This window comes from Candidatus Pantoea floridensis, assembly GCF_900215435.1.
In the GTDB taxonomy this organism is placed as follows: domain Bacteria; phylum Pseudomonadota; class Gammaproteobacteria; order Enterobacterales; family Enterobacteriaceae; genus Pantoea; species Pantoea floridensis.
In genome coordinates, this window is the sequence record NZ_OCMY01000001.1 from 631960 (window position 1) to 646708 (window position 14749).

Consider the following 14749-nt stretch of genomic DNA (forward strand, 5'->3'; position numbering starts at 1 on the left):
TTAACCAAGGTTCAGCGCGTCATTAACCAAGTCTTGCTGCTGTTTTTGATGTACGGACATGTAGCCCACGGCCGGTGAAGCAGAAGCCGGACGGCCTGCATAACGCAGTGACGCACCAAATGGAACCACTTCGCGGAAATGATGCTGACTGCAATACCATGCGCCCTGATTCAGCGGCTCTTCCTGACACCACACGAAATCCTGCACATGAGCATAGTTTTTCAATACGTCCTGCACGACTTTGTGCGGGAACGGATAGAGCTGTTCGATACGTACGATGGCCACGTCGGTCTGCTCGTTCTTACGGCGCTGCTCCAGCAGATCGTAATAAACTTTGCCCGAACACAGCACCACACGCTTAACCTGCTGCGGATCCAAATCGTCGATCTCACCGATCGCTGGCTGGAAGCTGCCGGTCGCTAACTCTTCCAGCGTGGAAATTGCCAGCGGATGACGCAGCAGAGATTTCGGCGACATCACGATCAGCGGACGGCGCATACCGCGCAACGCCTGACGACGCAGCATGTGGTAAACCTGCGCTGGCGTTGAAGGCACGCACACCTGCATGTTCTGCTCAGCACAGAGTTGCAGATAACGCTCCAGACGCGCCGAGGAGTGCTCAGGGCCCTGACCTTCATAGCCGTGTGGCAGCAACATCACCAGGCCACACATCCGGCCCCATTTCTGCTCGCCGGAGCTGATGAACTGATCGATGACCACCTGTGCACCATTGGCGAAGTCGCCGAACTGCGCTTCCCAAATGGTCAGCACGCGCGGCTCGGCAGTGGCGTAACCGTATTCGAAGGCCAGTACCGCTTCTTCAGACAGCACGGAATCCCACACTTTAAACTGACCCTGACCGTTATGGACATGGTGCAGCGGCGTGTAGGTTGAGCCGTTAGTCTGATTGTGAATCACCGCATGACGATGGAAGAAGGTGCCGCGACCCGTATCTTCACCGGACAAACGCACCGGAATGCCTTCGTCAACCAGCGTGGCGTAGGCGAGGTTTTCTGCACCGCCCCAGTCGAACGCTTTGTTGCCTTCGGCCATCTCTTTACGATCGTTGTAAATCTTGGCGACGCGTGACTGCACTTCTACCGATTCCGGTACGCTGCTGATGCGGCGTGCCAGCTCCTGCAGGCGTTTCAGGTCCACCGTTGCTGGGTAGCTCTCATCCCACTCGTGGTTGAGATACGGCGACCAGGTGAAGGAATGCAGGCTCATCGGACGCCATTCTGGCACCACGCATTCGCCTTCATCCAGCGCATCGCGGTAGAGATTCACCATTTCGGTGGCATCTTCGCTGGTCGCTACGCCTTCGCTTTCCAGCTGGTCGGCATAGAGTTTACGCGGCGTTGGATGCTTTTTGATTTTCTGGTACATCAACGGCTGAGTGGCACTTGGCTCATCGGCTTCGTTGTGGCCGTGACGGCGATAGCACACCAGATCGATGAAGACATCGCGTTTGAAGGTGTTGCGATAATCCAGCGCCAGGCGAGTGACAAACGCCACCGCTTCTGGATCGTCCGCATTGACGTGGAAAATCGGTGCCAGCACCATCTTGCCGATGTCAGTACAGTACGGCGTAGAGCGCGCATCTTTCGGGTTGGAGGTGGTAAAACCAACCTGGTTGTTGATGACGATGCGAACGGTACCGCCCACTTCGTAACCACGCGCCTGCGACATGTTCAGGGTTTCCTGCACCACGCCCTGGCCGATAACCGCAGCATCACCGTGAATGGTGATAGGCAGAACTTTATTGCTGCTTGGTTCAGCCAGACGATCCAAACGCGCACGCACCGAACCCATGACGACCGGGCTAACGATTTCCAGATGCGACGGGTTGAACGCCAGTGCCAGATGCACCAGGCCGCCTTCGGTTTCCACGTCAGACGAGAAGCCCATGTGGTATTTCACGTCGCCGGTGCCGAGATGTTCTTTGTGCTTGCCGGAGAATTCGTCGAACAGATCCTGCGGTTTTTTACCCAGGACGTTAATCAGCACGTTCAGACGACCGCGGTGCGCCATACCCAGCACCACTTCGCGCGTACCGCTCTTACCTGCGTGACGAATCATCTCACGCAGCATCGGTACCAGCGCATCGCCACCTTCCAGCGAGAAGCGTTTTGCACCCGGGAATTTGGCACCCAGATATTTTTCCAGGCCTTCTGCCGCGGTCAGCTCTTTCAGGAAACCTTTTTTCTCGTCGCTGCTGAAAGACGCATGGCCCACCACCGATTCCAAACGCTGCTGAATCCAGCGCTTCTCATCGGTGTTGTTAATGTGCATGTACTCTGCACCAATCGAGCCACAATAAGTCTGCTGCAGCGCCGCGAACAGATCGGCCAGCTTCATGGTTTCTTTGCCGATAGCAAAAGAACCTACGTTAAAGCTTTCCTGAAAATCGGCGTCGGTCAGATCGTGATAAGCCGGATCGAGATCCGCTACGGTTTCCTGCTTCCACAGGCCAAGAGGATCGAGGTTTGCATGCTGATGGCCGCGGAAGCGGAACGCATTAATCAGCTGCAGCACTTTAACCTGTTTAGAATTGGTCGCCGGATCGGTCACGGTTGACGTGTAACGCGTAGCGTCTTTTGCCAGGCGGCGGAAGTAATCACGCGTGGTGGAGTGAAATTGCTCAGGTTTCACGCCAGTGCCCGGCAGCTGCTGGAACAGCTCGCGCCACATGTCATCAACTGAGTCAGGATCGGTCAGGAAATCCTCATAGAGTTGCTCTATGTAAGATTGGTTCGCGCCGGCCAGCCAGGAGGAGTCCAGCCAGGGTTTCATCGCGCTGTTCTGCATTGTGATCCCTTAAGCATTAATCTGCTTTTTATGAGGTTTCATTTGTTACCGCTTACGCGGCTTGCCGTAGTGAGTTCAGCGATACGAACCTGTGCGCTACCGGCGCCTGGCTCGTAAGGGAACCTTTATAAGCGTGGTCAGTACCGCGCTTATAGAGGCTTCCGTAAACATCCGGGAACCTCAGTTCCCGGACAGTGACTTACTGTTACGCCCCGCGTTGCAGCAGCATCGACTTAATATGGCCGATAGCGCGCGTTGGGTTTAGGCCTTTCGGGCACACGCTCACACAGTTCATGATGCTGTGACAGCGGAAAACACTGAAAGCATCGTTTAGATTGTCGAGACGCGCATTGGTTTCCGTGTCGCGGCTGTCAATCAGGAAACGGTAAGCGGCCAACAGGCCAGCCGGACCGATGAACTTGTCTGGGTTCCACCAGAACGACGGGCACGAAGTGGAGCAGCAGGCGCAGAGAATACACTCGTACAATCCATCCAGATGCTCACGCTCGGCCGGGCTCTGTAAATGCTCGCGCGCCGGTGGATTTTCCCCATTATTCAATAGGAAAGGCTTAATCTTCTCATACTGTGCGTAGAATTGTCCCATGTCTACCACGAGGTCGCGGATCACCGGCAAACCTGGCAATGGACGGATGACAATTTTCTTCGAACCGTTGCCGAGTGCAGAAATCGGTGTGATGCACGCCAGGCCATTTTTACCGTTCATGTTCAGACCATCTGAACCGCACACGCCTTCACGGCATGAGCGACGGAAAGCCAGCGTCGGATCTTTCTCTTTCAGACGGATCAGCGCATCCAGCAACATCATGTCGCGACCATCTTCCGATTCCAGCGTGTACTCTTGCATACGCGGCTTGGCATCGACTTCCGGGTTATAACGATAGATTGAAAATTCGAGTCTCATGATGATCTCCGCAATTAGTAAGTACGCGCTTTCGGCGGGAAGGCCGCACGCAGTTTCGGTTGCATGTTCACCTCACGGCGCGTCATGCTTTCCGTCTGCGGAACATAGAGACTGTGGCACAGCCAGTTTTCATCATCGCGCTCCGGATAGTCGAAGCGGCTGTGCGCACCACGGCTTTCGGTACGGAAGTTGGCGGCAACAGCTGTGGCGTAAGCGGTTTCCATCAGGTTATCCAGCTCAAGGCACTCGATACGCTGAGTATTGAAATCGGGCGAACGATCATCAAGGCGCGCCGATTTCAGGCGCTCACGAATCACTTTCAGCTCTTCCAGACCTTCACGCATCGCATCACCTTCGCGGAATACCGAGAAGTTGTTCTGCATGCAGCGCTGCAGCGCTTTACGGATTTCGACCGGGTCTTCACCGGTAGTGTTGTTTTCCCAGCGGTTAAAGCGCGCCATCGCTTCATCAATATTTTCTTGCGTGGCCTCGCGCAGCTCGCCCTGCTCTTCAATGCACTCAAGCAGATGCACACCGGCTGCGCGGCCGAACACCACCAGATCGAGCAGCGAGTTACCGCCAAGACGGTTAGCGCCGTGTACCGATACGCAGGCAATTTCGCCGACGGCAAACAGACCCGGAATCACCACATCTTCGCCCTGCTCATTCACGCGCAGCGCCTGACCGGTTACTTTGGTCGGCACGCCGCCCATCATATAGTGGCAAGTTGGGATGACGGGGATCGGTTCTTTAATGGGATCAACGTGGGCAAAGGTACGCGACAGCTCAAGAATACCCGGCAGACGCGACTCCAGCACTTCAGCACCAAGATGATCGAGTTTCAGTTTGATGTGCGGGCCCCATGGGCCGTCGCAACCACGACCTTCACGAATTTCCACCATCATTGAACGTGCAACGACATCACGACCCGCCAAATCTTTGGCGTTCGGTGCATAACGCTCCATGAAGCGTTCACCGTGCTTGTTCAGCAGGTAACCGCCTTCACCACGGCACCCTTCGGTGACCAGCACGCCCGCGCCAGCAATGCCGGTTGGGTGGAACTGCCACATTTCCATATCCTGCACCGGAACGCCTGCGCGCAGCGCCATACCGACACCGTCACCGGTGTTGATGTGTGCGTTGGTGGTGGATTGATAAATACGTCCCGCACCGCCCGTGGCCAGAATGGTGGCTTTGGCTTTGAAGTAGACGGTTTCACCGGTTTCCATGCAGATAGCGGTACAGCCGACAATCGCACCGTCTTCGTTTTTCACCAGATCCAGCGCATACCATTCGGAGAAGATGGTGGTTTTGTTCTTCAGGTTCTGCTGATACAGCGTATGCAGTAAGGCGTGGCCAGTACGGTCGGCAGCCGCAGCGGTACGCGCTGCCTGCTCACCGCCAAAGTTTTTCGACTGGCCACCAAACGGACGCTGATACACGCGGCCGTCATCAAGACGAGAGAATGGTAAACCCATATGTTCCAGCTCCAGAATCGCTTCTGGACCAACATGACACATATATTCGATCGCGTCCTGGTCACCGATATAGTCGGAACCTTTGACGGTGTCATACATGTGCCATTCCCAGTTATCTTCATGGGTATTGCCCAGCGCAACGGTAATACCGCCCTGCGCCGATACGGTATGGGAACGGGTTGGGAAAACTTTGGATAACAGGGCACAAGTCTGGCCCGATTGGGAGATTTGCAGAGCGGCACGCATTCCTGCCCCACCCGCGCCGATCACCACGGCATCAAATTCTCTGACTGGCAAACTCATTTACACACCCCACACTACAACGGTTCCATAAATCGCGTATGACAACAGCGCAACCACAATCACAAACTGCAGCAGCAAACGGGTTGCTACTGGTTTCACGTAGTCAGTCAGCACCTGCCACATCCCAATCCAGCCGTGGATCAGAATCGAGAACAGCGTCAACATGGTGAACACTTTGGTGAAGGCAGAAGAGAAGAAGCCATGCCAGACGTCATACGTCAGCGTGCCTGTCATCACGACAAAACCGAGGATGTAGAGAATGTAGAGCGTAATTAAGATTGCAGCAGCACGCAGTAACAGCCAGTCATGAATACCGTTGCGTCCTAATGCAGAAGCATTGCTTACCATACGAGGACTCCAGCCAAAATTGAGAGCACGACAGTGATAACAAAAGCCGCTTGCGCGGAACGGGTTCCCACCTGCAGGGTTTCTGCCGTCACACCAAAATCAGCCAACATATGACGAATACCGCTCACGGCGTGATACGCCAGCGCAGTTAAAATGCCCCACATGATGAATTTGGCGAAGAAGCTATCCATGATGGATGCCGCTTGCAGGAAACCTTCTGGAGAGGAGAGAGAGAGACCCAGTAACCAGAGCAGAATTCCGAGAGCGACAAAGGTGATCACGCCGGAGACGCGGTGGAGAATGGACGATATTGCAGTAACGGGAAACCGGATCGTCGAGAGATCCAAGTTAACAGGTCTTTGTTTTTTCACGGTTTTGCCCACACAGCTCTTTTTTATTTTGCTTCCTCCGGTCCTGAGTTGCATCAGAGACACAGCGTGTGTTCAGACTGCAACCGCCACCAAAATAGCAACATCCAGTGTTAAATAAAGCGGGTAAAACGCTGGGTGGCTCCTGGTGTCAGGGTGTTCCGGAGACCTGGCCGCAGTATAGGAGGATCACATTCTGATTACAATTCCCCTACAATCTCTTTGGTCACATTTAGGCTGAACAGTGATCATCCTCACGAATTTCACAATTCATACATTTTTAATTATCTGATTTGACAAAAGATCAACATTTCAGTTACAAACAATCGCATTAAAGCCCTATGATGCACAAAAGTTATGGGGATACACTTTCCCCTAAGCTCAAGTTATGTAACATTGCCACTACAAGCAATGCAAAGCATCAGGTTATTGGTTACCAAGAAGTTATGTCGTGACAGGATCTTTAACATCCGCGATGTGCAGCATGTCATGCCCCGACGCCACCGAATGGCCCAAATTCAGCGTTCACACTGTAACCCTGCACGACAAACGTTACCGCAGAGTGATGCTGTGAAGATTGTGGTTTTATGCAATATGAAGGCTATTCTGGTGTCTAAGATCCTTACCTACTAAGGCGCTATGGAGACGAAATAATGACAGATAAAAAAGTGACGCTAACCCTACAAGATAATACTTCTGTTGAACTGGATGTGATGCAAGGCACGCTGGGACAAGATGTTGTTGATGTCCGCGCCCTTGGCTCACAAGGCCTGTTCACCTTCGATCCCGGCTTCACCTCTACGGCGTCATGCGAATCCAAAATCACTTTCATTGATGGTGATGAAGGCATTCTGTTACACCGCGGTTTCCCAATTGACCAACTGGCAACCCACTCTAATTACCTTGAAGTGTGTTACATCTTGCTGAATGGCGAAGCCCCGACCCAGGCTCAGTTCGAAGAATTCCGCACCATCGTTACCCGCCACACCATGATCCACGAGCAAATCACCCGACTGTTCCACGGCTTCCGCCGCGATTCACATCCAATGGCGGTGATGTGTGGGGTGACTGGCGCGCTGGCCGCGTTTTATCACGACTCTTTAGACGTCAACATTGAGCGTCACCGTGAAATCGCCGCCTTCCGCCTGCTATCGAAAATGCCGACCATGGCAGCGATGTGCTACAAATACTCCATCGGCCAGCCGTTTGTGTATCCACGCAACGACCTCTCTTATGCCGGTAACTTCCTGCACATGATGTTCGCCACGCCGTGCGAAGAGTACAAAGTTAACCCGGTGCTGGAACGCGCCATGGACCGTATTCTGATTCTGCACGCCGACCATGAGCAGAATGCATCAACTTCAACCGTGCGTACCGCAGGCTCTTCCGGCGCGAACCCGTTTGCCTGTATCGCCGCAGGTATCGCTTCACTGTGGGGACCGGCACACGGCGGTGCCAACGAAGCGACACTGCGCATGCTGGAAGAGATCAGCACCGTTGAGCACATTCCAGAGTTTGTAAAACGTGCGAAAGACAAGAACGATTCGTTCCGTCTGATGGGCTTTGGCCACCGCGTTTATAAGAATTACGATCCGCGTGCCACCGTAATGCGCGACACCTGTCACGAAGTGCTGAACGAGCTGGGGATGAAAGATGACCTGCTGGAAGTGGCGATGGAGCTGGAACATATTGCGCTGAACGACCCGTACTTCATCGAGCGTAAACTCTATCCAAACGTCGATTTCTACTCAGGCATTATCCTGAAAGCGATGGGTATTCCGTCTTCCATGTTTACCGTCATCTTCGCCATGGCGCGCACCGTGGGCTGGATTGCACACTGGAAAGAGATGCACGACGAAGGCATGAAAATTGCCCGTCCGCGTCAGCTGTATACCGGTTACACCGAGCGTCCATTTACCTCGGCGCTGGACAAATAAACAAAAGGCGGCCACATGGCCGCCTTTTTTATTGTGCGCGAGATCGCACCGCTACACCTGGCATCCCGGACACCAATAAAATGGCCGCGATGACAATACGCCCTTCTCAATCACCGCCCCGCAACGCCGACATTTTTTGCCTTGACGATGAAACACCTCAAAGCGAAACGCGGCATCTTCGTGATATTTCTTCATGCTGCCACGCATCTGATACGACAAACGCGGCACCGCCAGCATCGCTTCACTCAGCGCCGTGAGCTGCTGCTCACTTAAATCCTGCGCACGATGCGACGCCAGCAATCCAGCGTGCCACAAAATCTCCACGCGCAGATAATTGCCCAAGCCGGCGAGAAAAGCCTGATCGAGCAGCAGGCCGCTGAACTGACGACGTCGAAAGCGCGGCGATAACAGGCGCTCGCGCACGTCATCCACGGTTAAGCTGGCATCTAACACATCCGGTCCAACCCGTTGTAAAAAGGGATGTGCCGCTAAGGTATCAGCGTTGAGCAACTGAATGTCTGAGGCGCTGTACAGCAAAATGGTTTTATCGGCATTGGCGAGCCGCACGCGCAGCTGTCGCGTGGTATTCGGCTGCGTGCCGGTTGGCACCACGCGCCAGACGCCGTACAGCTGATTGTGACTGTAGAGTGTCAGGCCGTTTGAGAAGTGCGTTAGCAGCGCTTTGCCGCGCGTTTCAAAAGCGTTGACGGTGGCTCCCATCAGCGCCGGTTCGTAGGTTTTCAGCTCGGGAAAAGCAAACCACACATCGGTGAGTGGCTTGCCTTCCATTGCCTCTGCCAGCTGATCCGCCGCGCGGCGGATCTCCGGTCCCTCTGGCATAACAACTCCTGTTAGTGGGTGGCGCCACCGACGACGCGGATATCATTTTCGGTACTCAAAACCACCTGCAGCGAGGTTTCCAGCGCCTTAATCACGCTGGCGGTTGCCATACTTGCCACACCAGGATGATGCACCGCTTGTTCCGGCATATACGGAATATGAATAAAACCGCCGCGCGCCTTACTGTTCGTGGTGTGAATCCAGTGCAGCAGGCTGTACATCACGTGATTACAGGTAAAGGTCCCGGCGGTTTGCGATACCGAAGCCGGCACCCCCACTTCACGCAAGGCCGCAACCATGGCTTTGATTGGCAGCGTGGAGAAATAGGCCGCCGGGCCATCCGCCACGATGGGTTGATCGATTGGCTGCTGCTGGTCGTTGTCCGGAATGCGTGCATCATCAACGTTAATCGCGACGCGTTCAACGGTAATGTCGGATCGTCCCCCCGCCTGACCAACACAGAGCACGCGATCGGGCTGAATCTCTTCCAGCGCGCGCGTCAGCACTTCACCGCAGGTGGCAAACACCACCGGCAGCTGGCGCACCACAATGCGCGCACCAGCAATTTCTTTGCCATCAAAAGAGCGTACAGCCTCCCATGAAGGGTTAATGTTTTCACCGCCAAACGGCTCGAACGCCGTCATTAACACCGTTTTCATTGTGACCTCACAAGAACATCAGGAAGTAGAGCAGGAAAATATTTACCAACAACAGTAGCACACCGGTTGGTACCTGAGCCTTGATCACCGCGTTACGATCCGGCAACTCTAACAGGCGCGCCGGTACAATGTTGAAGTTGGCTGCCATTGGTGTCATTAACGTGCCGCAGTAACCGGAGAACATGCCGATTGCTGCCATCACCGCCGGATTGCCACCGTGTTGCAGCACCAGAATCGGAATACCAATCCCGGCGGTAACAATCGGGAACGCAGCGAAAGCATTGCCCATCACCATGGTTAGCAATGCCATGCCAATGGCATACACGGCCACGGCAATCAGGCGATTATCCACCGCCAGATACTGCTCTGTGAGGTGTGAAATCGCGCTGCCGACACCGGCGCTGGTGAACAGCAGGCCGAGCGTGGCGAGAATCTGCGGCAGAATAAACGCCCAGCCGACCGCATCCAGCAGACGGCGGGTTTCCTGCATCGACTGCAGCGGTTTTTCGTGGGTGATGTTCAACGCAATCAGCCAGCCGAGCAGACAGCCAATCATCATTGAGAACAACGTCACCAGCGTGGAGTGATTGCCGGGTCCAAATACTTTTTCCTGCAAACCAGGAATATGGTTGAACGCCAGCACACCCACTACCGTCACCAAAGGTATCGCCAGCGCTGGCAGGAACAGTTTATTACGCAGACGTTTGGCGCTCTCCTGTTTTTGCTCATCGCTGCGCTGATGATAACGCCCCAGCCGTACGCCACCGAAACCGGCAATCAGCGCCATCACCACCACGGCAACGCCTACGGCGATGTGCAACCCGCGGCGGCCCAGTTCGGCATCACCCGCCCACTGCCCAATCAATTGATAAGCACCGTCGCCAATCAAAAAAATCAGGCCATACAATGCCCAGAAAAGCCCGGTAGTAAAACGGCGCGGATTGGCGCTATCACGCCAGGAGAGAACGGCAACCACCAGCAGGATCACGCCTGCCAGCCACATCAAATATTGTTGCTGGAACATTACTGCCCTCCTTTGGCATTAAGAGCTTGCTGGTTCAACGCGCCCAGTTCACGCGACAGCTGGCGGTCAAGACGCACCAGACGCGCCGAATGGATGAGGAAAGCGCAGAGTGCGGTGGGGATGCCCCACAGTGCGATATGCAGCGGCTCGGTGCTAATTCCCGCAGACTCCTGCATGAAGTTGTGCATAAAGATGATCGCACCAAAGGCAACAAAGATATCTTCACCAAAGAACAGACCAATATTATCGGTGGCGGCGGACATCGCGCGCAGGCGATGACGCACCTCCGGCGAGACCTCACCGTAACGGTTTTCCGTTGCGCCTTCGGCCATCGGCGCCAGCAGCGGGCGCACCATTTGCGGATGGCCGCCAAGGCTGGTTAAGCCCAACGCAGCGGTAATTTCACGCACAAACAGGTAGACGATCAGCAAACGACCTGCAGTGGCCGTTTTGATCTGCGCGATCCAGCTTTGCGCCCGCTCCTTCAGGCCATGACGCTCCAGCAAACCGATAACCGCCAGGGGCAGCAGCAAAATCAGCGGAAGATTGCGTGTATTAAGGAAGCCGGAGCCGAGCTTTTCCAGAATATCCGTTAACGGCATATGCGCCGCCAGGCCGGTGACGAAACCCGCGACAATGACTACCAGCACCGGGTTAAAGCGCAGCACAAAACCCAGAATGATGGCGGCAATGCCAAGTAACGGCCAGAGATTTACCACGTTGTCCATCTTGTTCCCTCGTCAAAAATACAAAGCCCGGCGTGATGCCGGGCAATGAGTAAAATCGTTATGCGCTCGTCACCGCAATCTGATTTGTCGCAAATGCCGCGCGCAAGGTGCGGGCAAATTGCAGTGCGTGTGCACCATCGCCATGTAGACAGACAGTTTCAGCATTCACGCTCACCCATTCGCCGCTGATGCTTTGCACCTGGCGCTGCTGCACCATCGCCAGCGTTTGTGCCAGCGCCTGGTCAGCATCCTCAATCATGGCATTGGGCTGACTGCGGGGTACCAGCGCCCCGCTCGCCAGATAGCCTCGGTCAGCAAACACCTCTTCGCGGGTGCGCAAACCATGGTGGGCAGCCGCCGCAATAGATGCGCTGCCCGCCAGCCCAACCAGGATCAATCCGTCATCTACCGCTTTTACCGCACGCGCAATAGCATCCGCCAGCTGCGGGTCGCCCGCCGCCTGGTTGTAAAGCATGCCGTGTGGCTTAACGTGTACCAGACGCTCGCCTTCGCTTTCGGCAATACTTTTCAGTGCTCCAATCTGGTAAATCAGCTGTGCATATACGGTTTCTGGCGGCAGCTGCATCGAGGTGCGGCCAAAGTTTTCACGATCGGGGAAACTCGGGTGCGCGCCAATCGCCACGCCTGAGGCTTTCGCCCAACGCACCGATTGCAGCATGGTTTGTGCATCGCCGGCGTGGAAGCCGCAGGCGACATTGGCTGAACTGACCAACGTCAGCAGCTCCCGATCGCTGGCACTGCCCTCGCCAAGATCGGCGTTAAGATCAATCTTCATGTCCCAGCCCCCAGGCTATTTGGTCGAACGAACGTTGTTGATGCTGCTTGGCGCTGATGGCGTCTTCCAGCGTGCAATGAATAAAGTGGATAGGTTCCCCAAGGCGAATTTGCGCCAGGTGATAGAGGTCGGCTTCGATGATGCAGGCAATACGCGGATAGCCGCCGGTGGTCTGCGCGTCTGCCATCAATACGATCGGTTGACCGTTGGGCGGGACCTGTATCACGCCTGGCACCAATCCGTGTGACAGCAAATCGCGTGTCGCATCGCGCTTCAGCTCGCGCCCCTGCAGGCGATAGCCCATGCGGTTGCTTTGTGGGCTAAGCTTCCACGGGCTGCGCCAAAAACCCTGCTGCGCTTCACGGCTGAATTCGCTGTATTCCGGGCCCGCCAGCGCGCGAATGCGATTGCCCCACAGCAGTTGGCGCACGCCAGCTTTGTCTTTAAAGTCACGCGTGGGTTTACCTAAAGGCAATTCGTCTCCGTCTTGTAATTTTCGTCCCTGCCAGCCGCCAAAGGCCGCCTTGAGATCGGTACTGACCGAACCGAGCATTTCCGGCGCGGCAAAGCCACCGTTTACCGCCAGATAGCTGCGCATGCCGCGTGTGGGCGTTGCCAGCGACAGCACCTGACCTTTTTTCACCGGCAGTCGCCAGCCGGTCCAGACCGGTTTGCCATCCAGATCGGCATTACAGCCAGCCCCCGTCAGGGCAAACCAGCCATCGCGAGTAAACTGCGCTTTGAACTGGCCAAGCACAATTTCCAGCACCGCACTCTGCTGCGGATTGCCCACCAGCATATTGGCCGTGCGCATCGCCGGTTGATCCAAGGCGCCACCTACGCTAATGCCATATTGCCGAAAACCGGTGCGCCCCTGATCCTGCAGCGAGGTCATCATGCCCGCGCGAAGAATTCTTAACATATGCCCTCCTGCTGCGGCACAAAGCGCACGCTATCGCCGGGACGTAACAACGTTGGCGGCTGCTGCAAGGGATCAAATAGGCTGAGCGGCGTATGACCAATCAACTGCCAGCCGCCAGGTGCAGCCAACGGATAAATACCGGTTTGGCTACCGCCAATGCCCACCGAGCCGCTTGGGACAATCACACGCGGCTCGGCGCGGCGCGGCGTATGTAAACGCTCATCCAGTCCACCGAGATAAGGAAAACCAGGCTGGAAGCCGATGAAATAAACCACGTAATCAATGCTGCTATGGAGTTCCACCACTTGTTTGGGCGTCATGCTGGCGCGATCCGCCACCAGCGGCAAATCCGGGCCACCCGCGCCGCCGTACACCACCGGGATTTCTACCCGGCGCGATTCTGGCAGCTGCGCTTCGCTCTCCTCCCACCATTGCTGCAAGCGTTCAATGGCATCGAGCGCATTTTGTTGCGGATCGCGCAGCAGCAACGTCAGGTTATTCATGCCGGGAATGACTTCTTCCACCTGCTCATTGTGCTGCAGTCGCTGACACAATCCCCAGATGCGCTGCTGGCTGGTGAGGGAAACAGGAGGTTCTAGCTCCAGCACCACCGCGCGCTCACCTAGCAGATAACAACGTGCTCGTTGCAAAAACGACCTCCTGGTAAAAATATGTCAAAAAAAACAGATAATTAAGGTGCGCAATAATGCGCGTCCTACACAACCTTCCCCCTTTAGTTATAGGGGTACCATGATGGCGACCGGGTACGCGTTTATGCGTAAAGGCAATAAGTTATGCGAAAGTGACAGAGTTGTGTCAACAGATTTGCGCCCTTAACGCGTGTTAAGGGCGTGAGAAAAGAAGAATCAGGCAGGATTATCGATATCGATAAAGGTCACATCGAGACCATGGTGTGCGGCTAACCACTCGCCCAGCGCCTTGATTCCACCACGCTCGGTCGCGTGATGTCCGGCAGCAAAGAAGTGCAATCCTTGCTCACGTGCGCTGTGGATGGTTTGTTCAGAAACTTCGCCAGTGATGAAAGCATCGACGCCGAATGCCGCCGCGCTATCGATAAAGCCCTGACCGCCGCCGCTGCACCAGGCAACGCGTTTAATTAGCGCTGGCGCATTATCGCCGCAGTGCAGCGGTGTACGGCCTAAACGCTGGGCAATCTTTTCCGCCAATGCCGCACCGCTCAGCGGTTCAGCCAGTTCGCCCCACGGCACCAGCGGCTGAATGTCGCCTTTAACTTCAATATCAAACAGACGCGCCAGTTGCGCGTTGTTACCCAACTCGGGATGCGCATCCAGTGGCAGATGCCAGCCGTACAGGTTGATATCATTGGCCAGCAGCGTTCGCAAGCGCTGGCGCTTCATGCCTTTAATCACCGGTGCTTCACTCTTCCAGAAGTAGCCGTGATGCACCAGTACCGCATCAGCATTACGCTTCACCGCTTCATCCAGTAGCGCCTGACAAGCGGTAACGCCGGTGATGAGGGTCTTTACTTCGGCGCGTCCTTCAACCTGCAAACCGTTCGGTGCGTAATCGCTGAAGGCGCTGGTGTTAAGCTGCTGGTTGACGATCTGTTCTAATTCAACATTGTTCATTACGGC

At 55.3% G+C, this 14749-nt stretch carries 14 protein-coding genes; 1 reads left to right on the top strand and 13 read right to left on the bottom strand.

From position 1 onward, the window contains the following. The 5 genes from sucA to sdhC form a co-directional block, all read right to left on the bottom strand. Complete coding sequence (gene sucA, locus CRO19_RS03035; protein WP_097094551.1) at nt 1-2808, bottom strand: 2-oxoglutarate dehydrogenase E1 component; 2808 nt, start codon at nt 2806-2808, stop codon at nt 1-3. A 205-nt stretch (nt 2809-3013) separates the two neighbouring features. Then, nucleotides 3014-3730, bottom strand: a complete 717-nt coding sequence (locus tag CRO19_RS03040; RefSeq protein ID WP_097094552.1) for a succinate dehydrogenase iron-sulfur subunit — start codon at nt 3728-3730, stop codon at nt 3014-3016. Between the two features lie 14 nt (nt 3731-3744). After that, entirely contained in the window at nt 3745-5511 is a 1767-nt protein-coding gene (gene sdhA, locus CRO19_RS03045) for a succinate dehydrogenase flavoprotein subunit (protein WP_097094553.1), read from the bottom strand. After that, nucleotides 5512-5859 carry a succinate dehydrogenase membrane anchor subunit gene (sdhD, locus tag CRO19_RS03050; protein ID WP_049850912.1) on the bottom strand — a complete coding sequence of 116 codons (348 nt, stop codon included), beginning with the start codon at nt 5857-5859 and terminating at the stop codon, nt 5512-5514. Continuing rightward, entirely contained in the window at nt 5853-6242 is a 390-nt protein-coding gene (sdhC, locus tag CRO19_RS03055) for a succinate dehydrogenase cytochrome b556 subunit (protein WP_097097569.1), read from the bottom strand. The genes sdhD and sdhC overlap by 7 nt, the downstream gene beginning before the upstream one ends. A gap of 638 nt (nt 6243-6880) precedes the next feature. On the opposite strand from sdhC, the gene CRO19_RS03060 reads away from it, so the two are divergent. Further along, a complete protein-coding gene (locus CRO19_RS03060; RefSeq protein WP_097094554.1) occupies nt 6881-8164 on the top strand; it encodes a citrate synthase in 1284 nt (427 codons plus the stop codon). 51 nt (nt 8165-8215) lie between these two features. On the opposite strand, the gene nei is transcribed toward CRO19_RS03060, so the two are convergent. The 8 genes from nei to CRO19_RS03100 form a co-directional block, all read right to left on the bottom strand. Continuing rightward, nucleotides 8216-9004 (bottom strand): endonuclease VIII, encoded by a 789-nt coding sequence (gene nei, locus CRO19_RS03065; RefSeq protein ID WP_097094555.1) that lies wholly within the window; start codon nt 9002-9004, stop codon nt 8216-8218. Nucleotides 9005-9015: 11 nt separating this feature from the next. Next, nucleotides 9016-9663 carry a pyroglutamyl-peptidase I gene (gene pcp, locus CRO19_RS03070; RefSeq protein WP_097094556.1) on the bottom strand — a complete coding sequence of 216 codons (648 nt, stop codon included), beginning with the start codon at nt 9661-9663 and terminating at the stop codon, nt 9016-9018. A 7-nt stretch (nt 9664-9670) separates the two neighbouring features. Next, a complete protein-coding gene (locus CRO19_RS03075) occupies nt 9671-10687 on the bottom strand; it encodes a DUF979 domain-containing protein (protein ID WP_097094557.1) in 1017 nt (338 codons plus the stop codon). After that, nucleotides 10687-11415: a DUF969 domain-containing protein gene (locus CRO19_RS03080; RefSeq protein ID WP_097094558.1), complete on the bottom strand. Its 729-nt coding sequence runs from the start codon at nt 11413-11415 to the stop codon at nt 10687-10689. Before CRO19_RS03080 ends, CRO19_RS03075 begins: the two co-directional genes overlap by 1 nt. A gap of 58 nt (nt 11416-11473) precedes the next feature. Beyond that, nucleotides 11474-12211, bottom strand: coding sequence for a 5-oxoprolinase subunit PxpA (gene pxpA / locus CRO19_RS03085; RefSeq protein ID WP_097094559.1), 738 nt, complete (start codon nt 12209-12211; stop codon nt 11474-11476). Further along, nucleotides 12201-13133: a 5-oxoprolinase subunit PxpC gene (gene pxpC, locus CRO19_RS03090; protein ID WP_097094560.1), complete on the bottom strand. Its 933-nt coding sequence runs from the start codon at nt 13131-13133 to the stop codon at nt 12201-12203. Before pxpC ends, pxpA begins: the two co-directional genes overlap by 11 nt. Next, on the bottom strand, nt 13127-13783 hold the full coding sequence (pxpB, locus tag CRO19_RS03095) for a 5-oxoprolinase subunit PxpB (RefSeq protein WP_097094561.1): 657 nt from the start codon (nt 13781-13783) through the stop codon (nt 13127-13129). The genes pxpC and pxpB overlap by 7 nt, the downstream gene beginning before the upstream one ends. A 216-nt stretch (nt 13784-13999) precedes the next feature. Further along, nucleotides 14000-14743: a type 2 GTP cyclohydrolase I gene (locus tag CRO19_RS03100; protein WP_097094562.1), complete on the bottom strand. Its 744-nt coding sequence runs from the start codon at nt 14741-14743 to the stop codon at nt 14000-14002. Nucleotides 14744-14749 lie beyond the last annotated feature (6 nt).

Coding starts and splice junctions, on each gene's coding strand:
- pxpC (WP_097094560.1), bottom strand. CDS start 13,133: ATGTTAAGAATTCTTCGCGCGGGCATGATGACCTCGCTGCAGGATCAG.
- sdhD (WP_049850912.1), bottom strand. CDS start 5,859: ATGGTAAGCAATGCTTCTGCATTAGGACGCAACGGTATTCATGACTGG.
- CRO19_RS03060 (WP_097094554.1), top strand. CDS start 6,881: ATGACAGATAAAAAAGTGACGCTAACCCTACAAGATAATACTTCTGTT.
- CRO19_RS03040 (WP_097094552.1), bottom strand. CDS start 3,730: ATGAGACTCGAATTTTCAATCTATCGTTATAACCCGGAAGTCGATGCC.
- CRO19_RS03080 (WP_097094558.1), bottom strand. CDS start 11,415: ATGGACAACGTGGTAAATCTCTGGCCGTTACTTGGCATTGCCGCCATC.
- sucA (WP_097094551.1), bottom strand. CDS start 2,808: ATGCAGAACAGCGCGATGAAACCCTGGCTGGACTCCTCCTGGCTGGCC.
- CRO19_RS03100 (WP_097094562.1), bottom strand. CDS start 14,743: ATGAACAATGTTGAATTAGAACAGATCGTCAACCAGCAGCTTAACACC.
- pxpA (WP_097094559.1), bottom strand. CDS start 12,211: ATGAAGATTGATCTTAACGCCGATCTTGGCGAGGGCAGTGCCAGCGAT.
- sdhA (WP_097094553.1), bottom strand. CDS start 5,511: ATGAGTTTGCCAGTCAGAGAATTTGATGCCGTGGTGATCGGCGCGGGT.
- pcp (WP_097094556.1), bottom strand. CDS start 9,663: ATGAAAACGGTGTTAATGACGGCGTTCGAGCCGTTTGGCGGTGAAAAC.
- nei (WP_097094555.1), bottom strand. CDS start 9,004: ATGCCAGAGGGACCGGAGATCCGCCGCGCGGCGGATCAGCTGGCAGAG.
- CRO19_RS03075 (WP_097094557.1), bottom strand. CDS start 10,687: ATGTTCCAGCAACAATATTTGATGTGGCTGGCAGGCGTGATCCTGCTG.